Source organism: Bacilliculturomica massiliensis, from assembly GCF_900605495.1.
Classification (GTDB): Bacteria; Bacillota; Clostridia; order Peptostreptococcales; family Anaerovoracaceae; genus Bacilliculturomica; species Bacilliculturomica massiliensis.
The window spans coordinates 413,967-437,636 of record NZ_LR027603.1 but is presented as its reverse complement, the minus strand read 5'-3'; the positions used below and the strand labels follow the sequence as shown (position 1 = coordinate 437,636).

General features: G+C 55.0%; 19 protein-coding genes. 3 read left to right on the top strand and 16 right to left on the bottom strand.

Features of this window, described 5'->3' with window-relative positions; genetic code table 11:
- Positions 1-89: 89 nt before the first annotated feature.
- Complete coding sequence (locus tag E0E37_RS11550; RefSeq protein WP_130863191.1) at positions 90-1,307, bottom strand: NAD/NADP-dependent octopine/nopaline dehydrogenase family protein; 1,218 nt, start codon at positions 1,305-1,307, stop codon at positions 90-92.
- 500 nt (positions 1,308-1,807) lie between these two features.
- Here E0E37_RS11550 and E0E37_RS11545 point away from each other — a divergent pair, with 500 nt between their 5' ends.
- On the top strand, positions 1,808-2,590 hold the full coding sequence (locus E0E37_RS11545; protein WP_130863190.1) for an aspartate/glutamate racemase family protein: 783 nt from the start codon (positions 1,808-1,810) through the stop codon (positions 2,588-2,590).
- Between the two features lie 205 nt (positions 2,591-2,795).
- On the opposite strand, the gene arcC is transcribed toward E0E37_RS11545, so the two are convergent.
- From arcC to E0E37_RS11520, 5 genes are all read right to left on the bottom strand, one after another.
- Positions 2,796-3,740: a carbamate kinase gene (gene arcC / locus E0E37_RS11540; protein WP_130863189.1), complete on the bottom strand. Its 945-nt coding sequence runs from the start codon at positions 3,738-3,740 to the stop codon at positions 2,796-2,798.
- Positions 3,741-3,816: 76 nt separating this feature from the next.
- Complete coding sequence (locus E0E37_RS11535; protein WP_130863188.1) at positions 3,817-5,034, bottom strand: arginine deiminase; 1,218 nt, start codon at positions 5,032-5,034, stop codon at positions 3,817-3,819.
- 134 nt (positions 5,035-5,168) lie between these two features.
- Positions 5,169-6,158 carry an ornithine carbamoyltransferase gene (gene argF / locus E0E37_RS11530; RefSeq protein ID WP_130863187.1) on the bottom strand — a complete coding sequence of 330 codons (990 nt, stop codon included), beginning with the start codon at positions 6,156-6,158 and terminating at the stop codon, positions 5,169-5,171.
- Positions 6,159-6,486: 328 nt separating this feature from the next.
- Entirely contained in the window at positions 6,487-7,998 is a 1,512-nt protein-coding gene (locus tag E0E37_RS11525) for an aminotransferase-like domain-containing protein (RefSeq protein ID WP_130863186.1), read from the bottom strand.
- 34 nt (positions 7,999-8,032) lie between these two features.
- Positions 8,033-8,632: a DUF1836 domain-containing protein gene (locus E0E37_RS11520; protein WP_130863185.1), complete on the bottom strand. Its 600-nt coding sequence runs from the start codon at positions 8,630-8,632 to the stop codon at positions 8,033-8,035.
- A 255-nt stretch (positions 8,633-8,887) separates the two neighbouring features.
- On the opposite strand from E0E37_RS11520, the gene carA reads away from it, so the two are divergent.
- Entirely contained in the window at positions 8,888-10,021 is a 1,134-nt protein-coding gene (gene carA / locus E0E37_RS11515; RefSeq protein ID WP_130863184.1) for a glutamine-hydrolyzing carbamoyl-phosphate synthase small subunit, read from the top strand.
- Positions 10,014-13,226, top strand: a complete 3,213-nt coding sequence (gene carB, locus E0E37_RS11510) for a carbamoyl-phosphate synthase (glutamine-hydrolyzing) large subunit (protein ID WP_130863183.1) — start codon at positions 10,014-10,016, stop codon at positions 13,224-13,226. Before carA ends, carB begins: the two co-directional genes overlap by 8 nt.
- Before the next feature lie 783 nt (positions 13,227-14,009).
- Here carB and E0E37_RS11505 read toward each other — a convergent pair.
- From E0E37_RS11505 to E0E37_RS11460, 10 genes are all read right to left on the bottom strand, one after another.
- Positions 14,010-15,272, bottom strand: a complete 1,263-nt coding sequence (locus E0E37_RS11505; RefSeq protein WP_130863182.1) for a DUF4179 domain-containing protein — start codon at positions 15,270-15,272, stop codon at positions 14,010-14,012.
- Positions 15,269-15,901 (bottom strand): sigma-70 family RNA polymerase sigma factor, encoded by a 633-nt coding sequence (locus E0E37_RS11500; protein WP_130863181.1) that lies wholly within the window; start codon positions 15,899-15,901, stop codon positions 15,269-15,271. Before E0E37_RS11500 ends, E0E37_RS11505 begins: the two co-directional genes overlap by 4 nt.
- A gap of 449 nt (positions 15,902-16,350) precedes the next feature.
- The gene (locus E0E37_RS11495) at positions 16,351-17,274 is read right to left on the bottom strand and encodes a dihydroorotate dehydrogenase (RefSeq protein ID WP_130863180.1); all 924 of its coding nucleotides are present in this window, start codon (positions 17,272-17,274) and stop codon (positions 16,351-16,353) included.
- Positions 17,264-18,094, bottom strand: a complete 831-nt coding sequence (locus tag E0E37_RS11490) for a dihydroorotate dehydrogenase electron transfer subunit (RefSeq protein WP_246019711.1) — start codon at positions 18,092-18,094, stop codon at positions 17,264-17,266. The genes E0E37_RS11495 and E0E37_RS11490 overlap by 11 nt, the downstream gene beginning before the upstream one ends.
- Positions 18,095-18,486: 392 nt before the next feature.
- Entirely contained in the window at positions 18,487-19,413 is a 927-nt protein-coding gene (gene pyrF / locus E0E37_RS11485) for an orotidine-5'-phosphate decarboxylase (protein ID WP_130863179.1), read from the bottom strand.
- Between the two features lie 282 nt (positions 19,414-19,695).
- Positions 19,696-20,151: an aspartate carbamoyltransferase regulatory subunit gene (locus E0E37_RS11480; protein WP_130863178.1), complete on the bottom strand. Its 456-nt coding sequence runs from the start codon at positions 20,149-20,151 to the stop codon at positions 19,696-19,698.
- A 100-nt stretch (positions 20,152-20,251) separates the two neighbouring features.
- The gene (gene pyrB / locus E0E37_RS11475; RefSeq protein ID WP_130863177.1) at positions 20,252-21,178 is read right to left on the bottom strand and encodes an aspartate carbamoyltransferase; all 927 of its coding nucleotides are present in this window, start codon (positions 21,176-21,178) and stop codon (positions 20,252-20,254) included.
- Positions 21,179-21,510: 332 nt separating this feature from the next.
- The gene (locus tag E0E37_RS11470) at positions 21,511-22,374 is read right to left on the bottom strand and encodes a mechanosensitive ion channel family protein (RefSeq protein ID WP_130863176.1); all 864 of its coding nucleotides are present in this window, start codon (positions 22,372-22,374) and stop codon (positions 21,511-21,513) included.
- 81 nt (positions 22,375-22,455) lie between these two features.
- The gene (locus E0E37_RS11465; protein ID WP_130863175.1) at positions 22,456-23,268 is read right to left on the bottom strand and encodes an MBL fold metallo-hydrolase; all 813 of its coding nucleotides are present in this window, start codon (positions 23,266-23,268) and stop codon (positions 22,456-22,458) included.
- 30 nt (positions 23,269-23,298) lie between these two features.
- Positions 23,299-23,652, bottom strand: a complete 354-nt coding sequence (locus E0E37_RS11460) for an arsenate reductase family protein (protein ID WP_130863174.1) — start codon at positions 23,650-23,652, stop codon at positions 23,299-23,301.
- Positions 23,653-23,670: the final 18 nt, after the last annotated feature.

Genomic DNA, 23,670 nt, shown 5'->3' with positions numbered 1-23,670 from the left:
TTGCAGTTCATCCGCAGACCGTCTTTGATCCGTTCATGACCGTTGCCGAAAGGGCGCCTTCCTCCGCGCCTTCGCCGGCAGACCGCCCGCTATTCCTTATACGCGCCGCGGCGCAGATAATCCTGCAGCTCTTCTTCGTTCATGTGACCGATGCCCAGATAGTCCAGCGTATAGCCCTCGGCGTAAAAATCTCTTCCCAGCATGGCGGAGGCCATGGAGATCATGGAATCAATGGTAGGCGTCTTTATGCCGTACTTTTTCCCCAGCTCGTGGAACACGTGACAGCCAATGGGGATATCCTCGGTCAAATAACGGTGATTGACCGTGAAGGGACCGGTTCCCAGAGCCATCTCATAGACATCCTCGAAGGGTACGAACATTTCGTCTCCCATATATTCACATCCCAGGATGTTGGATCTGGAGTAGAACTGTTCCTCGCGGAAAGGCTGGATCCCTACTCCCATGGCCTTGGCAATGGCGCACTCTTCCTGATAGACCGTGTACTGCACCTTCGATACCGTAGGACTGTAGACGTGGCAATAAATGGAGAAATCCTTTTTGTTGTCGCCGTAAATGACGCCGTAATTTTCAATGGCGCCCGCGCCCAGTATCACGCCGGGACAGTGAAGAATGGGGTTCACGTTGCTGAAGCCCGTGTCCATGACCGTGTCAGCGCCCACAGGACCGTCGCCGGTGGTAATGGCGTCCATGGCTCTGATGTATTTGACGCTTTCCAGAAATACTTCCTGATCTGTCATGGGCAGCGCCGCGCCTCTCAGCGTGACCGCTCTGTACATGATCCTGGTGCTGGGCAAAACATAAGGTCCCTCCGTGTCGATACGGCTGCCGAAGGGAGCGCTGGACCAGCCGCCCACCACGATCTTTTTATCGCTCTTCATGCTGCGCATCACTTTTCTGAACAGCAGCGTACCATAGTTATCCGGGAATATATGGATGATCTGCCCGTCCCGCAGATACGGTATCATTTTCTCAAAGAACGCGGTGTGTCCCACGGCCGGGACCGCCACGATCAGAATATCGGCCGCATCCATGGCCTCCTTCAGATCTGTAGTGACCTTTTTAAAATGCACGGTGCCTTCCCTGCGAAATCCGTAACGGCTGGGCTGATCGCCGTGAAAACGGAAGCCATTCTCCAGGTTTGCCAGCGAGACCTTCGCAAAGGGCTCGATATCGCAAAGAATGACGTCCTGTCCGCCCAGCACGCAGTCTGCGGCCATGGCCTTGCCGATGCCGCCCGCTCCCAGCACCGCGATGGGTTTGTTCTCAAGATAGCTTAAATCCTTCATTTTTCCACCTCTCTACGCACAGTTTTTTAATGTTATGACGCGGCCGGTCTGCCGTCTGCTGCAATGCTGCCGCAATGTCTCTGCAGTGCATCCCATGGGCCGCCGCCAGCGATCTCTGATCCTGCCGCAGACTTCCATACAGCCGTAGACCGTATGGAACAGGACTGATAGGGCTCTGGTCCCGTCCGCATCGATGTCAGAACTTGAATTCACTGGTCTTAATTCAGTGACCACTGTTCATTTTTAGATTAGCACCATCTTTTTCGAATGTCAACGCTTATTTTCTGAAAGTTCTTATTCTTCGTTTTTGTTCGCCGTCTCAGCGATGAAGGCTTGCCACACATCCTGTTCCGTTGGTCTCCATAACATTTTTTCTCTTGATTTTTTCATTGACTATCAGTCATTTTCGTGATAGCATTTTAGTTGACTATCAGTCATTGAATTGCAAAAAGTATTCGTTACAACTTGTCAGGGTCTGTAAAAAACGAGGAGGAATCAGCATGATAGTACCGATCAGACATTATGGATACTATGATCACGTATCCTATGCAAACCAGAAACTCAGCGCGACGCCGGGGCAGTCTGTGGCCGGATATCCTATCGGCATACTGGCGCTGGAGCTTTTCTATCCTCTTGTGCCGGGCAATGTGGTCAATCCGTGGACTTACGATTTCCCAGTGAGGATCAAAGTGGTGAGAGGCGCCACCATCGACAGGATATTCCGCAACGATCCCACCCTTCTGGACGATTTTATCCAGGCGGGCGAGGAACTGATGCTGGACGGAGTGCGGGCGCTCTCCGGGGCCTGCGGCTTTTTCGCCAATTATCAGCGGGAGCTGGCGGAACACTTTCCCGTGCCGGTGGCCATGTCTTCTCTCCTGCAGGTGCCGTGGATCAAATCCTCCCTCAAAAAAGATCAAAAGGTCGGCATCATCACAGCCAACAGCGCCGCGATCACGCCCTATCTTCTTGAATCAGTGGGAATTACAGACGGATCCGCCTTCGTGGTAAAAGGCATTCAGCATCTGGAGCAGTGGAAGCCTCTGGTGGATATGGAGGACAACGGATTCAACGACACGATCCTGACGGATCAGGTCTCCCAGGCGGCTGTGGAATTGTGTCAGGAGGAGAATATCGGCGCCATTCTTCTGGAGTGCAGCGATCTGCCTCCATACGCCCACGCCATTCAAAAGGCTGTAAACCTGCCGGTCTACGACTACATTACGATGATGAACTGGCTTTATCATTCTGTCTGTCAGCGCCCCTACGAGGGATATTTTTAACGGCGGCGGACCGCCGGACCGCAGACACTGCTGATACGCGTCAACGTGGATCCGAAGAGACTGGCCGGGCTCATTTTCACAAGGTTAGACATTTTTGAAACATACGGAAATAACAGCGGACGACATTTCCCATGTTATAAAAAAACGACAGAAGGCTGATCCAAATGGATCAGCCTTCTGCCGATAGGTGAGAGTATATAGTGTCTTAAAGTGTGATAACAGTACCAGTCTTTCCGTCCAGAGCGTCCACCGCGCTGTACAGCGATGTGATGATCGCTTTCTTTCCCGGATTGGCTTTTGCGAACTTGATGGCGGCCTGTACCTTGGGCAGCATGCTGCCGGGGGCGAAATGCCCTTCCTCGCAGTACTTTTCCGCTTCCGCCACAGTCATCTCCGCCAGATCCTTCTGATCCGGCTTATTGAAGTTGATCGCCACACGGTCTACTTCCGTCAGGATCATCAGGACATCCGCTCCTGTCTTTTCCGCCAGCAGCTCTGCGGCGAAATCCTTGTCGATCACCGCGGCCACGCCTTCCAGCTCTCCGTTGTCGTTCTTGATCACCGGAATGCCTCCGCCTCCGCAGGTGATCACGATGGTGGAATCCCACAGTCTGTTCACGGAATCGATCTCATAGATCTCCGTGGGGATGGGGGACGCTACCACGCGGCGGAAGCCTCTGCCGGCGTCCTCTTTCATGGTGTAGCCTTTGGCTTCCATCTCTTTCGCTTCTTGCTCGCTGTAGAAGGGGCCGATGGGCTTGGTGGGATTCTTGAATCCCGGATCGTCCTTATCCACCACCATCTGGGTCACCAGAGTGACGACAGGAATGTCCCCTCTTCCGATGCCCGCCAGCGCCGGCTTCATACCCTGCTGGATGTGATAGCCGATATAGCCCTGGCTCATGGCGCCGCAGACGTCAAAAGGCATGGCCGGAGTGGTCTCCTTGGCCGTCTCGGAAGCCAGCAGAATCCTTCCCACCTGGGGTCCGTTGCCGTGGACGATGGCGATCTCATGGCCTCTCTTCACGATCTCCGCGATATATTTACAGGTTCTCTTTACTACGTCCAGCTGCGCCTCCGCTGTAGCGGGTCCCTTTGCATCCTGCAGAGCGTTTCCGCCCAGCGCGATTACTATCTTTTCTTTACTCATTATGCACCTTTCCTCGAAAAATACAATTTACTGTGCGGTCCCGTGCTGCGAACACCGACGCGCGCCCGGTCTCTGCCTAGTCGCGGTTGATCGGCATGCTCATGCACCTCGGGCCGCCTCTGCCTCTGGAAATTTCTGAACTCGGAATCGTCAGCACCGTGATGCCGTACTTTTCCAGGATCTCATTGGTAATATAGTTTCTGTCGTAAGTCACGACGACGCCCGGCGCGATGGCCAGCGTGTTGGATCCGTCGTTCCACTGTTCTCTCTGCGCCGCCATCTTGTCGTCGCCGCCGCAGCGGATCAGTTCCACCGCAGGGAGCTTGAGCTCAGATGACAACAGATTGGGCAGTGTGTCCGTCACAGAAGTGAAGGACAGCTCCCCATCCCCGCCCAGCGTGATCTCGTAGAGATTCAGCGGGCCTTCGATCTCGGGATGGATGGTGAACTTGTCGTAATCCACCATGGTGAATACCGTATCCAGATGCATGAACGCACGGCACTTGGGAATGTCGAAAACCAGCACTTTCTTAAAGCTGTTCTCGCTCTTCAGCACCTTTTCCGCCAGCTTGCTGATAGCAGCTGCGGACGTTCTCTGGGACAGGCCGATGGCCACGATCTCGGGGGAAAGCACCAGAATGTCTCCGCCTTCGATGGAATCCGGGCCTTCGTGCTCATACCACATGTGCGTGCCTTCCGGCATCAGGGCCTTGTCGTAATTAAATACGTATTTCAGCATCAGAGATTCTCTGCGTCTGGCAGCGGTGCTCATGCAGTTGATGGAAACGCCGTTTCCGATGCATGCGCCCGGATCTCTGGTAAAATACAGGTTCGGCATGGGATCGGTATAATACGGATACTGCTCTGCGATGATCCCAACCAGCGTATTCGCAGATTTTACTTCGATCTCGTTTTTCTTGATGCCCTTCATACACTGGGCGACCATGTCCTCCACAGACATAGCCATGAGATATTCCGTGATAGCGTCTCTCGCAAAGGTGGAAGAGAGATCGCTCTCACCGAGAAATTCCTTTACAAACTCCGCTCTGACGGCTTTGTCCGCCAGGGCTTTTTCCACTTCCTTCTGAAAATAAACGACTTCAACGCCGTTTTCTCTCAGAACGTCGGCAAAGCAGTCATGTTCAAACTGCGCCTTCTTCAGGAAGGGGATGTCGTCGAACAGCAAACGCTCAAAGTTATCGGGCACCAGACCTTCGATCTCCTCGCCCAGTCTGTGCAGCATGACTTTGTTCAGTTTACCGATCTCCGAATAAACATTAACTCCCTGTTTCATGTTTCGCTCCATTTCCGCCGAAGGGGCAGCTTTCGCTGTCCCCCCGGTCTGTAAGCGGCGGAAAAGCTGTGCTCTTCCGCCGCGTTTTTTCGGTTCGCCTGATCCGGGACCTGCTCCGTCCCGCATCTCCCCCTTTATGCCATGGTAGCTACGATGACTGCTTTGATGGTGTGCATTCTGTTTTCCGCTTCGTCAAATACCACAGAGTGCTTGCTTCTGAATACTTCGTCCGTTACCTCGCGGATGTCGTAGCCCGCTTCCTTCTGCGTCTTTGCCATGGTCGTCTCGAAATCGTGGAACGCCGGCAGACAGTGCATGAAGATCACGTCCTTGTTCTCCGTCTTCGCGATCATCTCTTCCGTTACCTTGTACGGCGTCAGCAGCTTTACTCTCTCCGGGATCTGCGCTTCTTCTCCCATGGACGCCCATACGTCCGTGTACAGCACGTCCGCTCCCTTCAGGCAGCTGTCGTCGTGGCACACTTCGATGGTCGCTCCCGTCTCCGCCGCTACCGCTTTCGCTCCTGCCAGTACTTTCTCGTCTACTTTCAGCGCTTCCGGTCCGTACGCTACGAAGTGCATTCCCATCTTCGCGCATCCGTACATCCAGGCGTAGCTCATGTTGTTTCTGATATCTCCGCAGAATACCACCTTTACCTGGTTCAGCGGCTTCGATACATGCTCCTCGATGGTCAGCAGGTCCGCCAGGATCTGCGTCGGGTGATCCACGTCCGTCAGGCCGTTCCACACCGGTACGCCGGAGAATTTAGCCAGGTCTTCTACCACCTTCTGGTCGAATCCTCTGTACTCGATCCCGTCATAGAATCTGCCCAGCACTCTCGCCGTATCTTCCAGCGATTCCTTCTTGCCCATCTGGGAGCTTCCGCTGTCCAGGAACGTTACGCCCGCTCCTTCTTCCATGGCCGCCACTTCAAACGCGCATCTGGTTCTCGTGGATCCCTTTTCAAACAGCAGGACAATGGTCTTTCCTCTCAGCACGTGATTTACGATCCCCGCTCTCTTTTTCGCCTTCAGATCGTGGGCCAGGTCCAGCATGTAACGGATCTCCGCCGGCGTAAAGTCCATCAGTGTCAAGAAGCTTCTTCCTTTTAAATTAACAGCCATTTCTCTTACCTCTCTTTTTGATTTATTCCCGATTTTAGTTTAAACGTTTCTTTGAAACCGATCGCAGATGCGAACTGCTTCATCCTTTATTTCGAGACTCGATTTATTTTGTCTCTCTTTTAAAAAAATCATACTATATAGGGTCAAAATTGAAAGTACCAGTGCTTTCCTTTTTCTATGTGCCAGTTAAAATTAAATCAAATAAAAAAAAACGACTGATAATTTACTATCAATCGTTATCCTGTCCAAAATGATTTATAAAACGTCTGAAAATTCAGCGATAAAAAAATCTTTTTACGCGGGATTTCCTAAATATTCCTCAGAATATTCATTTTCTGCTCTCCCTCATGGCGGCCAGCAGAAGACGGATCCCGCGGCGGATCTGCTGCTTTCCAGGATAGGAATAGTTCAGCCGGATATACTGGTCCCCCTTTGTTCCGTAGGGGAAGAAGATCTGCCCCGGAATAAACGTAACTCCCTTCTTCCCCGCCCTCTCGATGAGACGGGAAAGATCCATGGTCCGCGGCAGCCGGCACCAGATATAAACGCCTCCTCCTGGTTTTGTAAAGCTCACGCCCATATCCCGGGCCGGTTCCAGAAGTCTGCACATCAGATCCCGTTTTTCGCGGTATTCCACGCAGATACGCTGAATATTCCGCTGATAGATCCCCCGTTCCAGATATTCGCACAAGATCCTCTGAGACAGGCTGTCAAAACTGATCAGATGAAGGGAGATCAGATGGCTCAGATTCTTGATGACGATCCGGGGCGCCGCCACGAAGGCCAGACAGATCCCCGGCGCGAAGGTCAGAGCGAAGGAGTAGATGTAGACCACGGAATTCCCCGTGTCCAGCGCTTTCAGGGACGGTACCGCTTTCTTGTCGTAGGATATCTCCGAGGCCCCGTCGTCCTCCAGGATCGGTACTTTATACTTGTGTGAAAGCGCCAGCAGCGCTTTTCTGCGTTCCAGACTCATCACCACTCCCGAAGGATCCTGAAAGCTGGAGTTTACATAGATGAGCTTGGGATGGTGTCTGATGATCAGCGGTTCGATGCGGTCGGTGATCATTCCTTCCTCGTCGATGGGGACCGTGATCACATTGGCGCCCGCCAGTTTCAGCTCGCGAAAGGCGTCCGGAGAGATGGGTTCCTCGGTGATCACCGTATCGCCCTTCTCGATGAGGAGCTCCGCCAGAAAATCGATGGCCTGATTGGCCTCGGAGACGATCTGGATCTCTCCGTGACGGACATTGATCCCCTTTCCTTTCAAAAACATGGAGATCGCCTGCCGCAGCTCAAAAAGCCCCTGGTAAGGAGTATACGCGTAAATATCGTCCTGCTCGTCCTTTTTATTTTGAGTCCTCCGGATCAGGTCCGCCAGTATCCCGGAGAGCTCCTCCCCAAAATACGCGTCCGGCGAGGCGATGCCCCCTGCAAAGGAGATGTTGCCGTTGTCGTAGGATCTGGAAAACAGATCGTCAAAGGTGGTCTCCATGTCGAGGAAAGAGTCCTTGATCAGGCTTTGCCAGCTGATGGTATCTCTGCGCGGCTGCAGCGACGCTGCCTGCCCCTCCGTCTCCGCTCCCTCCGGCTCTCCGCTCTGGTCGTAGGTCACCTGATAGCCCTTTCCCTGAAAGGCCAGCACGCAGCCGTCCGCCTTCAGTTCATTGTACGCCTTGATCACCGTATTCCTGTGAACGCCCGTCAGCTTGGCCAGCGTCCTCTCTGAAGGCAAAAAAGCGCCGTCGGTTATCTCACCCTTGAGGATCATCTCCCGGATCTGATTTCTGATCTGCAGATAAATAGGCGTGCCGCTCTGATGATTTACTGTGATATTCATAATTCCTGTCTTTCCGCAATTTTTCGGGGTCCGCTTACTTCTTTTTGGGCTTCACGAAATACTCCGCCAGCAGCTTCTGCGCCAGATATTTCCGGGCGTCCGCCTGCAGGGCCAGCGACGCGATGAGCATGAACAGCTCCGTCGTATCATCGTCCGCAAATTCATCCAGTCCCAGCATATCCTTGATGCGGCCGATCTGCCCGTCCACCTGATCCGCCAGCTTTTCTCTCTCCTCAGCGAAAACATCCATGACGCCCTCGTAGATCTGTCCGAAGTCAAACTTTTCGTCAAAAGCGGAGTTATAATTATCGATCAGCGGTTTCATGAGCAATTCGATCTCCTGCATCTGAAACGTCCCTTTCAGATGAAAGATAAGCGTCAGCAGCAGCAGATGATCCCGCGTGTAGCGCTTGTTTACCGGCCTGGGGATCAGATCGTGTTTGGCGTAATTTCCGATCATGGTCTTTGTGATCACCGGTTCTTTGGGGTCCTTCCTGTAAATGTCCAGCTTCCGGTTCATAAAAAGCACGGTCTGGTCCATGTACAGCTCCATATCGGGAAACGCCCCCACAGGAATGGTGCCCTTCTTCACGTATTCCTCCATTATCTTTTTGACAAACTCCTCATATCTCATGTTCCATTATATCCTTTCTGATCTTGTGATATCTTTCCTTACCTTATTATACGGTTTTTAAAACCGCGTGTCAACGCAGGACATACGAGTGTCCCGGCACTGGGAAAAACATCAAAAATTTTTTTAAGAAAGTATTGCATAATTATTCTTTTATATGTATAATTATTTCCGATGCCTGCGCCTGGAAGCAGTTTGCATCTTACATCTAATGTTTATGGTCAATTGTAATATGGATAAGAAATGGAGCGGACGATTATGGATGGACTTTTGTATCTCGAAGACGGAACCGTATTCAGGGGCAGAGGCTTCGGCTATCCCCGGACGTCGGCGGGCGAATTGGTGTTCAATACTTCCATGACCGGTTATCAGGAGATCCTCACCGATCCCTCTTACGCCGGCCAGATCATCAATTTTACCTACCCCCTCATTGGAAATTACGGCATTACTGCCGATGACAATGAATCTTCCAGGATCCATGCCTTCGGCATGGCGGCGAAGAACATTTGCTTTACCCCCTCTAACTACAGATCGGTAATGACGATAGACCAGTGGCTTTTCGATATGAAAGTCCCTGGTATTTTTGAAATTGACACCAGAGCCCTGACCCGGCGCATCCGCAGCCACGGCACGGTAAAATGCGTCATCAGCAATCAGGGCCTGTCTCCATCGGAGGCCAGAGACTTCTGCGATCAGGCCGTTCTGAGAAACGACCATATGAAGCGTGCGGGCGTCCGCCAACGAGTACGCATCGGGGGCACGGGCCGCCGTGTAGCCGTGCTGGATTTCGGAGTGAAGCAAAACATTCTCCGCTCTCTTGAGAAACGCAATTGCGACGTCTATCTCTTTCCTTATGGATCCTCTGCGGATGAGCTGATGTCTGTGAACCCCGACGGCCTGTTTCTGACCAACGGCCCCGGCGATCCTCAGGAGGCCGCGGAGGCGGCAGCGGAAGTGAAAAAGCTCATGGGCCGGGTGCCCATGTTCGGGATCTGCATGGGGCATCAGGTGCTGGCGCTGGCCGCCGGCGGCAAGACCTTCAAAATGGCATACGGTCATCGGGGCGGAAACCACGGAGTCTACGACAAGGAGACCGGGCGTTCCTGCATCACATCCCAGAACCATGGCTATGTAGTCAGCGCCCAGAGCGTCATTCTAAGCGGCATGGAAATAACCCATTTCAATCTGAACGACGGCACCGTGGAAGGCATGCGGCACAACACCTGGCCCATCTTTTCCGTCCAGTATCACCCGGAAGCATCCCCCGGACCCAACGACAGCGATCATCTGTTCGACCGCTTCATGGACCTCATGGATCGGTTCAGCCCCAACCTGAGACCGGCGGCGGCCGGCGGCATAAATACAGCGAAAGGCGGTGGACATCATGCCTAAATCTCCCGATCTAAACAAAATCATCATCATCGGCTCCGGACCTATCATCATCGGTCAGGCGGCTGAGTTCGACTACTCCGGCACCCAGGCCTGCAAGGCTATTCGGGAGGAAGGGATCGAGACAGTTCTGGTCAACAGCAATCCCGCCACCATCATGACCGACCCGGATATCGCAGATAAGGTCTACCTGGAGCCCCTCAACGAGGAATTTCTGGAAAAGATCATCGGCCGCGAACGTCCCGACGGCATACTCGCAGGCTTCGGCGGCCAGACAGGGTTAAATCTGGCCATGTCCCTGGCGAAAAAAGGCGTGCTGGACAAATACGGCACGCGGCTGTTGGGCGTCAACGAGGAAAGCATCCGAAAGGCAGAGGACCGCGATGAGTTCAGATCCCTGATGCTGCAGATCGGCGAGCCCATTCCGCCCAGCGTCATCGCCACTACTCTGGAAGAATGCAAGGCCTTTGCCCGGGAGGCGGGCTATCCTCTCATCGTCCGTCCCGCCTACACACTGGGAGGCACCGGCGGCGGCTTCGCACAAAATGAAGAAGAACTGGTCTATCAGTGCCGCATGGGAATGGAAAACAGCACCATCGGCCAGATCCTGCTGGAACGGTCCGTAGCCGGCTGGAAAGAGATCGAATATGAAGTGATGCGTGACGCCAAGGACAACTGCATTATCATCTGCAACATGGAAAACTTCGATCCCGTGGGCGTCCACACCGGCGACAGCATCGTGGTGGCTCCCTCCCAGACGCTGCGTGACGCGGAATACCAGACGCTGCGCAGCGCGTCGCTGAAAATCATCCGGGAACTGAAGATCGAGGGTGGCTGCAACATACAGTTTGCTCTTGATCCGAAAAGCAGCGATTATATCGTCATCGAGGTCAATCCCCGCGTCAGCCGTTCCTCCGCCCTGGCCTCCAAGGCCGCGGGCTACCCCATCGCCAAGATCGCGGCAAAGATCGCCCTGGGCTACAGTCTGGACGAACTGAAAAATTACGTGACCCAGAATACCAGCGCCTGCTTTGAACCCACGCTGGATTACTGCGTGGTCAAGTTTCCCAAATGGCCCTTCGACAAATTCATGACCGCCGCGCGCCGCCTTGGGACCCAGATGAAAGCCACCGGCGAGGTGATGGCTATCAGCAACAACTTTGAGAGCGCTCTGCTGAAGGCCATCACCTCTCTGGACGGAAAAAACGATGGCCTTCACCTGCCCTCCGTTCAATCCCTCACCGACGGCGAACTGCGGGAAAAGATCGGCGTGCAGGACGACGAGCGGATCTACGCTCTGGCCGAAGCCCTGCGCCGGGGCGCCGCAGTGGATGTCCTCCACCGTTCCACCGGCATCGACCCCTGGTTCCTTAACTGCCTGAAAAACATAACGGATATGGAGCGCCGTCTCTCCACTGAAAAGCTGACGCCCTCCCTGCTTTATCAGGCAGAGCGCATGGGCTTTACGGACCAGGAGATCAAAGACCTGTCCGGCGCCCACAGGGCCGCCATGCAGGATATCCGGATCTACAACGACATTTTCCCCGTCTACAAAATGGTGGACACCTGCGGCGGCGAGTTCAAGGCCAAAACGCCCTATTATTACTCCTGTTTCGACCGGGAGGACGAATGCCAGATCAGCGACCGTCAGAAAGTACTGGTCATCGGCTCCGGTCCCATCCGCATCGGCCAGGGCATCGAATTCGATTACTGCTGCGTACACGGGGTCTGGGCCCTGCAGAAAGCCGGTTATGAGGCCATTATCATGAACAACAATCCGGAGACCGTGAGCACAGACTTCGACACCTCCGACAAACTCTACTTCGAGTCGCTGCACATGGACGACGTGATGAACGTCATCAAGAAAGAACGCCCCCAGGGCGTCATCGTTCAGTTCGGCGGCCAGACTTCCCTGAATCTGGCCCAGCGGCTGGCGGAACGGAGCATCAATATTCTCGGCACCTCCTATACGTCCATCGACCTGGCGGAGGATCGGGAAAAATTCAGCGATCTGCTGCACAAGCTGGACATTCCCACGCCGGAGGGCCGGGCCGTCGCCACGGAGGAAGAAGCCTTCGCGGCGGTAAACGACCTGGGCTATCCCCTGGTGGTCCGCCCCTCCTACGTCATCGGCGGCCGGGCCATGCAGGTGGTCTACAGCGATGAAGAACTGCATAAATACCTGAAAGGCGCCGTCTCTCTCTCCACCGAGCACCCCGTCCTGATCGACAAATACATTCAGGGAAAAGAAGTGGAAGTGGATGCCGTCGCCGACGGCAGCGACGTCCTGATCCCCGGCATTATGGAACACGTGGAGCGCACCGGAGTACACTCCGGCGACAGCATTTCCGTCTATCCCAGCTGCTCCCTGCCGGAAACAGTGAAGGCCACGCTGACAGACTATACGAAACGGATCGCAGGCGCGCTGCACATCGTGGGACTGGTGAACATCCAGTACGCCTGGGACGGGGAACGGGTCTACGTTATCGAGGTCAATCCCCGCGCCTCCCGGACGGTGCCCATTCTCAGCAAGGTGACCGCGATTCCCATGATCGAGCTGGCAGTAAACGCCATGCTGGGAAGAAAGCTGACCGACATGGACTGGGGCACAGGGCTGGCGGAAAACCGTAAACTCTACGCAGTTAAAGTCCCCGTCTTTTCCAGTGAAAAGCTCACCGACATGGACGTAGCCCTGGGACCGGAAATGAGATCCACCGGCGAAGTCCTGGGCCTTGACACCGATCTGGAACACGCTGTCTACAAAGGCTTCGCCGCTTCCGGCACGCGCATACCCACGAAAGGAAACATCTACGTATCCCTGCGCGATGCGGAAAAGACAGAGCAGGCGGCCGCGGTGCTGGAAAAATACGCGAAGCAGGGCTTCTCCCTCTACGGTTCCGCCGGCACCTGTGAATATCTGCAGCAGTTCGGCATCCCTGCCGGCTTCCTGTCCGAAGAAGACGTGCTGCTGGGCATTACCGATCCCGAAAACTGCTGCGGCGGCGCGGGGGAGACAGTCACGGCCGGCGGCGCTGGCTGCGCGAGGGATGCTTTTGCGGCAGGCAACACTGGAAGCGCAGAAAAGAATTTGGCGACCGGCGGTGCTGTCGGCGCAGGGAAGAATTTGGCGGCGGCAGGAGGTGCTGGCAGCGCGGGGAAAAATTCGGCGGCCGGCGACGCGTTCCACCCGTCTCTTTTACACATCTAGATGTGAGATTTGCAGAGCGTCGTGTTTGGGAAGGGTGTCGATCTCGGTTGTCGCCCGAACTGTTAAAAAAAAAAAAAGTACAAATCCTGGCTCTTATACACAACTGCAGTGGATTGGCCGGCGGAGAGGCGAGCCGACTGGCGGTCGGCAGGGACCGGCAAGTCGGTGGGCCAGCTGGGCAGCGGGGTCGAAAACAACGGATATGTGAAACCGCAGAAAAAATACGATTTTCCCCGAAATACGAAGCTACAATGGGGGAAACGGACTAATTTTCCCTTAAATCCCCTAATTGGGCGGCAATTCAGGCCAGAATCATGTGAAACCTGAGCTGTTTTAGGTGAAACGGCATTTTTTTGAGTTTTTCACATATCTCACTGCCCGGGCGGGCCCGGATCATCCATACTCCCACTGCCCAGCCCTCTTTCCCGGCCCTCTTCCCTTAGTCCGCTTCCTGTACCCACTTCCCGACCCCTCTTCCCGGCCCCTCTTCCCGGCCCCTCTTCCCGGCCCCTCTTCCCGGCCCCTCTTCCCGACCCCACTTCCTGGTCCCTCTTCCCCGGCCCCGCTTCCCGGCCGGTCCTCCCCGAAAAAACAATACCTTCCGCCCGGCTCCCGATTCAAGCTTAGGTCCATGGAGCACAGCGCCATGGACCCATGTCTTTCTCCAGAGGTACGTTATCCCCAGGATATGCTATCATGCCAGAGACATCCTTCCGCTGAGCCAATTCGCAGCGGAACCCGGCGCAGCGGGCAGATCCGCTGGCGAAGCGCGCGGAGATTCGGCTATTTCAGCACGATCTCGAACCCCTCCGGCCCGAATCCAAATCCTTCGTCGTTGTTCCAGATCCGTTCGCCGTTCTCATCCACCCCCGCGTAGTAGGCGGTGGGACGGAGCAGCAGCATTTTTGCTTTCGGATCCACTGCGCCGAATCCGATGATGTCCTGCCCGATCTTTTCGTTCCCCTGATCCCGTGCGGTACCTCCCAACGCTTCCGCCGGGTAGACGTTACCCAGATCGTCGGCGATCTCCCAGCTGACTCTGGCGTTATCGTAAGTGTCCACGGAGGCCTGTACGCCGTAGATCAAAATCGTATTCGCATCAGTCCGTATCAGACGCTTCGGAGATATCTCCAGTCCCCGTACCATTTCCCGCCCGGAGAGGGACAGTTCCTCTTCATTTCCGCTCAAAGCGCTCAGCTCTACGTTGAAATGCAGACTGCATTTCTCCCGCAAGACGGTCTCTCCATCTCCGCCCATTCCCTCGAATCCGCTCACCACCCAGGTAAAGGGCAGCGTTTCCAGCGGTTCCTGCGAATTGCGGTCAAAGGAGATGGCCTCCATTCCCACGTACACGCCTTCCCCCTGTTCCTTCACGGCCTGTATATCCTTGGTGCCGCCCCAGCCCTGAATACCCAGTCCCCCCGGAAATTCCAGGTCTGTATCCAGCCACAGCCGTTTTCCCCAATCCCTATCCGTGCGTACGGAATAAGTGAGATACAGCGTGGAGCCGTCAAATACGCCGTCCTCCAACGTAACGCTGACCCCTTTCGCCTCCCGGGTAATGCCAATTTCAACGGCGCTCTCCTTGTAATGATCGTACCGGCCGGTACGGCCCTCGTCCAGGTAGCGAAAAATATCTCCCACCAGCGGCATTTCTCTGGCATATGCCGGCATGGCCAGACCGAAGCCGCCCACGCAGAGGATCAGAGCCATGCAGGCAGCCGCCGCCATGGCGCCCCGCCGGCGCCCGATCCGTTTTTGTTTTCTGCCCAGAGCGCTCCCCTGATCTCCAATTCCGCTCAGTCCGTTTCCGGTCTCAGGCAGAGTCCGGGCGCCCCATGTTTCGCAGGCCGCCGAATCCTCCCTGTTCTCCCGCTGTGCCGCGATACGCGCTCTTACCTGTCGTTTGACGCGCTCCCGCTCAAGATCGTCCGCAGGCAGCTCGCAGAACTCATCCTCATCCAGCTCTATGTCGTTGAACATATCGTAAATATCCTCTACAGTCTCGCCGAACTTATCTATCTTTTTTTCTCTCTCATCTCTCATCTTCCCGCTCCTTCCGTCTCCCGTTTTTGCCTCTCCTGCCGCAGCCGCTTTCTGCCCCTGCTCACCCGGTTGTCTACCGCCGTCTGAGAAAGTCCCGTCCGCTCCGCGATCTCTGCGCTTTGCATTCCCCAAAAGAATTTCATGATAAAAATCTGCCGGTCTTCCCTTGAAAGCAGCTTCATCAGCGACTCCAGTTCCCGTCGGTCCTCCTGCAGTATGGCCGTCTCTTCTGCCGATCGTTCACGCATGGCCGCTTCTCGTCTGTCCGTCTCTCGCCGGGCCGTCTCATCCCTTCCCGCCCCGTTCTCTGCCGGACCCGCCAGCCCCCCTTCCGCTGTCCGCAGGTCCCTGACCGCAATACGGTAAGCGTCCACCGCCCTGTACTTCGCCACAGCGCACAGCCATCTGCGAAAATCCGACTCCTCCTGACCTTTGAATTTCCCAATGTTTCGCCAGACGGAGAAAAAGACGTCGTTGACGCACTCTCCAACCATTTCCTTCTGCCCCAGCGGTCCCAAGACCCTGGCGGTCACCCCCTTGACCAGCGGAAGATAACGGTCAATGATCCGCTCCAGCGCATCCTCGTCTCCCTCTCTCATCCTCCTGATCTCTTCTATTACAATATCCATTGGATCCCTTCCTTCTTTCGCCGATCTTTTCACAGCTCCACAGTTGATCCGGAACAACCCGTCTTTCTTTTTCGTAAAAGCTCTTACACTTTATATAACGCAGCGCTCATCGGATTTCTCGCACCTTCGGCGAAAAAAAAGATCTCCTTCTGTGATTCCTGATCTGCCGCAGGATAAAATCGTTCCCTTTAGAAACGTGATCCGCCCTGCGGGCTTACTTTCACAGGGTAATCTTTTTGTTATCTTGTTAATATAGCTTCGCCATATTTCCCGCATAATAAAAAAAGTTTCCATCGGAAACATATCCGCCCTGCGGGCTCACTTTCACAAGGTGGATTTTTTTGAAACATACAGAAATATCAGCGGACGATATTTCCTATATTTAAAAAGAGACGCCGCGGGCAATGCGCAATCTTGCTTTACCGCCCGGACGTCTCTATTACGTTTTATCAATCTCTGAAGTATTCTCTGATCTCGCTCACCGACTGAAAACCCATTTCCTCCATATAGACCGTAAGCTGGTCCAGAATTTTCACCGGCGCCGCGGGATCGATCAGCGCCGCCGTTCCCACGGCCACCGCGTCTGCTCCGGCCATAATGAACTCCGCTGCGTCTTCCCCTGTCATAATGCCGCCCAGACCGATGATCGGGACGCTGACCGCCCGTCTGACCTGATAGACCATCCGAACGGCCACCGGTTTGATGGCAGGACCGGAAAAGCCGCCGGTCCTGTTGGCAAGCACTGTCCGGCCCCTTCTCACGTCGATGCGCATGCCAAGCAGCGTATTGATGAGACAGATGGCGTCCGCCCCTTCCGCCTCCACCGCTCTGGCGATCTCCGCGATATCCGTCACATTGGGAGTCAGCTTGATGACGACCGGTTTTTTCGATACTTTCTTTACCTCCCGGGTCACAGCGGCCGCCATCTGCGGATCTGTGCCGAAACCGATGCCGCCTTCCTTTACGTTGGGGCAGGAAATATTGATCTCCAGCATGTCCACGTCCGTCTCGGAAAGCCGCTCCGCCGTCTCGCAGTACTCCTCAACAGTGTGGCCCGCCACGTTAGCGATGATCTTCGTGTCAAACTGCCGCAGATACGGTACCTCTTCCCGTATAAAATACTCCGCCCCTGGATTCTGCAAGCCCACGGCATTCAGCATACCGCCGTAAGTCTCCGCGATGCGGGGCGTGGGATTGCCCTGCCAGGGCACATTGGCCACGCCCTTCGTCGTCACCGCTCCCAGACGGCTGAGATCGTAGTACTCCCCGCTCTCCCGCGGCGAAAACGTCCCCGACGCCGTGGTGACAGGATTTTTCCATTCGATCCCTGCGATATTCACCCGCAGATCCGGTCCTTTCCTGCTATTTTCCATCCCAGACCACCTCGCTTCCCCAGAATACCGGTCCGTCCTTACACACTTTCTTCTTCACGATCGTCTCCCCGCCTGCCGCCGAGGCCGGCCCAGCTCCGGACTTTTCCTGAATATCGCAGACGCAGCCCACACAGGCTCCGTATCCGCAGCCCATGCGTTCTTCCATGGAGACCTGAATGTCCCGGCCTTCCGCCAGCACATGCTCCGTCACGGCTTTCAGCATCACCCGCGGCCCGCATGCGAAATATGCGTCCCCTTTCAAATTCTCGTTCTTCAGAACGTCGAGCACTGTTCCCTTGAAGCCCACGGCGCCGGAGTCGGTGGCCACATACAGATCCGCGCCTGCTTTCAGCAAGGGCTTGATCAGGAACGGCTCATCCTTAAAGCCGATGACGGCCGTGACTGAGATCTCTCTGGCAGTCAGCTCATAACAGAGACTCAGAAGCGGCGGCACGCCGATGCCTCCTCCCAGCAGCATGGCTTTCTGTCCGGGCTTTACCGCGTCCAGATCATAGCCGTTTCCCTGGGGCATGGAGTGGCGTACCTCGTCGCCCCTCTTATAAGTAGAAAACTCCTCCGTGCCCTTTCCCACCACGCCGTACACCAGCGTCAGCTCCGCGCCGTCGGAAAAACAGATGCTGATCGGCCGCGGCAGAAGCAGCGACGCGTCCTTCGTGTATACATTCACAAACTGTCCCGGCTTTGCCAGAGGCGCGCCGTCCACCGATTCCACCGTCATCTTGTATACTCCTGCGGCGATCTCATCGTTTTCCAGCACTATGCCGGTCAATATTCGTTTTTTATCCATGGTATCCTGCACTCTCTTATCCTCCTTCTCCGCTTGCGGCTGTACAGACCGCAGCCGCCGCGGACGGGTACCGGCGGCCCTGTGGACCGAACCTGTCCGTCCTTCCCATCAAACCCAGCCCTGCTGCGAACCAAATCCGTCCGCTCTGCGGGCCGGTCGCTCAAGTCCAGCGTTTTGCTGTGGCTCCGTTCAAACGTTTCTATGCCTATTTTTACCCAAAATAGCCGGCGTCAAACTGCCTTCTGCCCTCTGCATATCAGGCTTGCCCGTTCTTTGCCCGATGCGCCGCAGAGCCGCGCATACAGTAAAAGCGGCCATCCCTTCCGCCCGCCGCGATCGCTGTTTCCCTGATCGCGCCTGAAAGGTCCGGCCGCTTTTCGCCCGCATTTCTTTTATTGTACCATTTAGACTGCGTTCTGTAAATCTTCCTTCATGGCGATGACCGCTCTGCGGGACGCCTCCGCAAACTCCGGTCCAACCTCCTCCGGCCCTGCGAAATCCGCGTCCTTCTGGTAAGCCGCAATGATCCCTCTGGATGAATTCACGATGATCCCCAGGCCGTCCTTATCAAAATAACCCTTCAGATCCGCGCCCTTGCCGCCCTGGGCTCCGTAGCCGGGAACCAGGAAAAAGATGTGAGGCATGCGCTCTCTCAGTTCCACTCCCTGCCTTGGATGGGTCGCTCCCACCACCGCGCCGACTTTGCTGTAGCCGCAGGCGCCCATGGCCTCGGCGCCCCATTCGTTGACCAGATCCGCCACTCTGCAGTACAGCGGTTCTCCGTCCACAAGCCTGTCCTGCAGCTGACCGCTGCCGGGGTTGCTGGTCTTTACCAAAATGAAGATCCCCTTATTCTGCTCCTGACAGGGCGTCAGAAACGGCCGGATGCCGTCAATGCCGAAATATGGATTTACGGTAATGAAGTCTTCCTTCCAGAGGTCAAAGCTCTCTCCCTCTATCTCCGCGCCCCCGATGTGGGCGGCGTAGGCTTCCGCCGTGGATGAAATATCGCCCCTCTTGATATCCCCGATGACGACCAGTCCCTTTTCCCTGGCGTATTCAGCCGTCCGGATATAAGCGGAAAGCCCCTCAAGACCGTATCTCTCGTACATGGCGATCTGCGGCTTTACCGCCGGGATCAGATCCGCCACCGCGTCGATGATGGCCTTATTAAAGGCGAAAAACATTTCGCCCACCGCCTTCGGCGTCTTGCCCCACGTCTCGGTCATCTCCCTGCGGATATAAGCCGGTATCATGGCATACGCCGGATCAAGTCCCACCACGGAAGGATTTCCCGTTTCCTTAATTTTTGCTATCAGCTGATCTATCATAGATTGTTCCCTTCTTTATCGCACAAAAACCGCTCCGACTTTTCACAGCTCCTTTTCACAGCTCCAGGGAGCAGACCGACCCGCGTTCATGCGGACCGGCGCTGCTCCTCGCGCTCATGCGGGCCGGAATTGCCCCTCGCGTGGATGCGGGCCGCAATTCAGACCTGCTCCGCTGCAGGCCGGCATTCCGCTCCCCCCCATTCAGAGCTCCGCTGCCGTCTGTCACTATTCAGGCTGAGATGTTGACAACTTCACTCCCGCCGTTTCGCCGTTTTCAGCCCGTTATTTGCGCAGGATCGCGTCCAGATTGTCGCCCTTCATGCTCACGATATCGTCGCAGTATTCGCACTGATACTCCCTGGTCTCCGGGTTGATCAGGTGGAAAATATGCGGCGCGTTGGCCTCCACGGAGGTCACGCATCTGGGGTTCTTGCACTTGATGACGTTGGAGACTGTCTCCGGCAGCGTAGGTTTGATCTTTTTCACGATCACGTGATCTTCAATGATGTTCACCGTGCAGTCCGGATTGATGAGACCCAGAACAGCCAGGTCGATATCCGTTACCTTATCGATCTTGATCACGTCCTTTTTCCCGAACTGATTGCTGCTGGCATTCATGAGAAACGCCACAGAATATTTTGCCGTGTCGATGTTCAGGTAATTCAGGATCTTTGCCCCATTGCCCGCCTTGATATGGTCGATTACGATTCCTTTTTCGATACTGTTGATAACTACCATTTTCGTCCTCCTGTCTATGGTTACCGCCCGCCGCCTGTTTGCGGCCCGGCGTAAAAAATTTCCGTATTCATGCCGGCTGCCGTCCCGGTACTTCCGCCCTCTAGCCTTCGATCCCCAGCAGGCTCATGATCAGTGCCATGCGCACGAACATACCGTATTTCGCCTGCTTGAAGTACAGCGCTCTGGGATCCTTGTCCACTTCTACGGCGATCTCGTTCACTCTCGGCAGCGGGTGGAGAACCATCATATTTTCCTTGCCCAGCTCCATCTTTTCCGCATCCAGTATGTAGCTGTCCTTCAGTCTCACATAGTCCTCTTCATTGAAGAATCGCTCTCTCTGAATTCTTGTCATGTACAGCAGATCCAGCTCCGGCAGGACCTCCTGCATCCGTTCCACTTCTCTGTACGGAATATTGTTCTTCTCCAGGACCTCCCGTCTGACATACTCCGGCACCCGAAGTTCTTCCGGCGAGATCAGTACGAACTTCACGTTCTCGTAGCGGGACAGCGCCTTGATGAGAGAATGCACGGTCCTTCCAAATTTCAGGTCGCCGCAGAGGCCGATGGTCATATTCTCAAAGCTGCCTCTCTCTCTGTGAATGGTCAGCAGGTCGGTCAGCGTCTGGGTGGGGTGCTGATGTCCGCCGTCTCCCGCGTTAATCACGGGAATTCCCGCCGATCTGGCCGCTACCTTCGGCGCGCCTTCCTTCGGATGTCTCATGGCGGCGATATCCGCGTAGCAGGCGATCGTGCGGATGGTATCCGCAATGCTCTCGCCCTTGGCCGCCGAGCTGGAATTGGGCTCGGAGAAACCGATCACCTGGCCGCCCAGGCGCAGCATTGCCGCCTCGAAGCTGAAACGCGTTCTCGTGCTGGGTTCATAGAAAAGCGTGGCCAGCAGCTTGCCGTCGCACGCGTGAGCATATTTTTTCGGATCATCGATGATACGGTCCGCCAGAGCGAATATCTCATCCATCTCCTCAACAGTAAAATCCATAGGTTCCAGTAAACTTCTTCCTGCTAACATTTATTTCTCTCCTTTCACTACCGCCGGCGCAGCGCTGCAGTTCCGCCCAGGGGCCTCATGGCTCCCACCTTCCCCCGCGCCCACCGGACATAAAAAAAGTCTCCCAATAAAGGGAGACGAAAAGTCATTGAACAAAAGGAACGATAACGGAACGGTGAAAAAGGGTGACAATAAGACCATTGCAGAAAAGGCTTTCCACTTTGCTCTTTACTTTCACTTTTCCCTTCATCATCACAATCGTACCTCTCGCTTTTGCACAAATTTTTTCTATCATAGCACGAGATTCCGCACTTTGTCAAGCGACAGCGCGGAAGTTTTTTCACAAATAATTTTCACTTTTTTGTACGTCTGATGTGCACATCCATCTGCGGATATGGAATGTTGATCCCCGCCTCGTCAAAGGCCAGCTTTACCTGTTCCTGTATAAAATAGAGCACATCCCAGTAATCGTCCGTGCTGCACCAGACCTTGAAATCCATCACCACAGAACTGGAGCCCAGCTCCGCCACGCCAACCACCGGCTCCGGCTCCCTGAAGATCCGGTCGTCCGATTCGGCGATGGCCAGCAAAATATCCTTGGCGTGGGCGATCTCCGCCTCGTATCCTATGGTAAACTGACAATCCACCCGCCGGCGGTCCGCTCTGGTATAATTCACGATCGTAGAATTTGCCAGCTTTCCGTTGGGTACCGTGATGATCTTATTGTCAAAAGTAGTCAGCGTCGTATACAGCAGATCGATCTGCTGCACTTTTCCGGAGATCTCCAGATCCTCGATAAAATCGCCTTTGGAAAAAGGCTTCGTTATAATGATGAGAATGCCTCCCGCAAAATTCCCCAGGCTGTCTTTCAGCGCCAGCGCCACGGCCACTCCCGCGGCTCCCACCACCGTCAGAAACGCTGTGGGCGGGATGCCCATATAATTCAGCGCGGTCAGAAGGATCGTGATCCACATAACGACCCGGGCGCTGTTCAGGAAAAAGGCGTGCAGCACCGCGTCCATCTTGCTGTGCTCCAGCGTTTTTTTCAGCAGGCGGAGCGCCACTTTCATGATAACGTATCCGACCACGACGATCAGCGCCGTAAACCCGATGCGGATCAACAATTCCACAGCGGACTGAGACATCAGATTCGCTTGGGCTTTCTCCAGATCTTTTGCGATGGCGTCCGCAGCCTGCTGCTGTGCTTCACTATCCATATTTCAAGCTCCTTTACCACATTATTTTTCGGGAGATCCGCCGGTTCCACCGGAAGAACGTTTCCAGCCCAGGGGATCCTTCTATTCCCATACCAGCGTCAGTCCCACGCCCACTTCTTTGACAGGCAGCGCCCTGTGGATGGACGCCCTCACTGCAAAAGAAGTGCAATGGCAGGGATAGAGCTCGGGAATGTTCAGCTTCTGGATATACGACACAGTCCCCGCCGTTCTGGGAGAATGATCGTTGAACAGATGAAACCCTCCGATCAGCCCCTGGACCCGCTTGGCGCCGCTGACCTTCATGGCGTACTCCAAAATATTGCAGACGCCGCTGTGCGAACATCCCGTAATCACATAAAGACCTTTTTCTCCATTGTAGATCAGCGCGCTGTCGTCCATCACGTAATCCGGTCTGCGCACGCCGGCGCTCTCCGTCTCACCGATAGCGTAGGGTTCCTCAAATTCTACCGTTCGAGGAATCTCCCCCAGCCAGGTCACCCTCTCAGACAGCTTCAGCGGCGTCTGCGACTGCAGCAGCCTGCACTTTCCCGCAATTTCCGTGCGTCTCAGGAAGCTGCCGATCTCCTCCCCGTCGCTGAACTTCCGGTCGAGGGCCTTAGGATGGGCCACCAGCGTTACTCTGCTGCGGTCTCCGCTCTCAAAAAAACGGCTCAGTCCGCCGGTGTGATCGTTGTGCCCGTGGGACAGCACCAGCACGTCCAGATCCGAGAGATCCACCTTCAGCTTTTCCGCGTTGTCCAGAAACACGCCGGAATAACCCGTATCCATGAGGATTTTCGTATCTCCGTCTTCGATCAAATAGGAGACTCCCGGCTCTCCCAGATAATATTCGTCGATGTAGGTATTGTTGTCCAGCAGAACCGTGAGTTTCATTATTTCCTCCTGTCTGACCGTGATCTCTGATTATTTCAGCGCTTCCCAATCTTTTTCCCTGAAGCCGGCGGTGACGAGACCCTCGCTCACGATCAGCGGACGCTTCACCAGCATTCCGTCGGTAGCCAACAGCGCCAGCTGTTCCTCCTCGCTCATCTGCGGCAGCTTATCTTTCAGCTCCATGGATTTATAGAGAAGGCCGCTGGTATTGAAAAACCGTTTCAGCGGCAGTCCGCTTCTGCGGTGCCATTCCGTCAGCTCCGCCTGCGTGGGCGGATTTTCTTTGATATGACGTTCCTCATACTCCACGCCGTTGTCGTCCAGCCACTTTTTCGCCTTCTGACAAGTGGTACATTTCGGATACCAGATAAATACTGTCTTCATCTTTTGTTTTCTCCTCTG

What these genes read in the sequence shown, in the direction of transcription:
- E0E37_RS11465 (WP_130863175.1), bottom strand. Translation starts at nt 23,268, where the DNA reads ATGAAACTCACGGTTCTGCTGGACAACAATACCTACATCGACGAATAT.
- E0E37_RS11480 (WP_130863178.1), bottom strand. Translation starts at nt 20,151, where the DNA reads ATGGTAGTTATCAACAGTATCGAAAAAGGAATCGTAATCGACCATATC.
- arcC (WP_130863189.1), bottom strand. Translation starts at nt 3,740, where the DNA reads ATGAGTAAAGAAAAGATAGTAATCGCGCTGGGCGGAAACGCTCTGCAG.
- E0E37_RS11525 (WP_130863186.1), bottom strand. Translation starts at nt 7,998, where the DNA reads ATGAATATCACAGTAAATCATCAGAGCGGCACGCCTATTTATCTGCAG.
- carB (WP_130863183.1), top strand. Translation starts at nt 10,014, where the DNA reads ATGCCTAAATCTCCCGATCTAAACAAAATCATCATCATCGGCTCCGGA.
- E0E37_RS11460 (WP_130863174.1), bottom strand. Translation starts at nt 23,652, where the DNA reads ATGAAGACAGTATTTATCTGGTATCCGAAATGTACCACTTGTCAGAAG.
- E0E37_RS11495 (WP_130863180.1), bottom strand. Translation starts at nt 17,274, where the DNA reads ATGGAAAATAGCAGGAAAGGACCGGATCTGCGGGTGAATATCGCAGGG.
- E0E37_RS11545 (WP_130863190.1), top strand. Translation starts at nt 1,808, where the DNA reads ATGATAGTACCGATCAGACATTATGGATACTATGATCACGTATCCTAT.
- E0E37_RS11500 (WP_130863181.1), bottom strand. Translation starts at nt 15,901, where the DNA reads ATGGATATTGTAATAGAAGAGATCAGGAGGATGAGAGAGGGAGACGAG.
- E0E37_RS11505 (WP_130863182.1), bottom strand. Translation starts at nt 15,272, where the DNA reads ATGAGAGATGAGAGAGAAAAAAAGATAGATAAGTTCGGCGAGACTGTA.
- carA (WP_130863184.1), top strand. Translation starts at nt 8,888, where the DNA reads ATGGATGGACTTTTGTATCTCGAAGACGGAACCGTATTCAGGGGCAGA.
- E0E37_RS11535 (WP_130863188.1), bottom strand. Translation starts at nt 5,034, where the DNA reads ATGAAACAGGGAGTTAATGTTTATTCGGAGATCGGTAAACTGAACAAA.
- pyrF (WP_130863179.1), bottom strand. Translation starts at nt 19,413, where the DNA reads ATGATAGATCAGCTGATAGCAAAAATTAAGGAAACGGGAAATCCTTCC.
- argF (WP_130863187.1), bottom strand. Translation starts at nt 6,158, where the DNA reads ATGGCTGTTAATTTAAAAGGAAGAAGCTTCTTGACACTGATGGACTTT.
- pyrB (WP_130863177.1), bottom strand. Translation starts at nt 21,178, where the DNA reads ATGTTAGCAGGAAGAAGTTTACTGGAACCTATGGATTTTACTGTTGAG.
- E0E37_RS11520 (WP_130863185.1), bottom strand. Translation starts at nt 8,632, where the DNA reads ATGAGATATGAGGAGTTTGTCAAAAAGATAATGGAGGAATACGTGAAG.
- E0E37_RS11470 (WP_130863176.1), bottom strand. Translation starts at nt 22,374, where the DNA reads ATGGATAGTGAAGCACAGCAGCAGGCTGCGGACGCCATCGCAAAAGAT.
- E0E37_RS11550 (WP_130863191.1), bottom strand. Translation starts at nt 1,307, where the DNA reads ATGAAGGATTTAAGCTATCTTGAGAACAAACCCATCGCGGTGCTGGGA.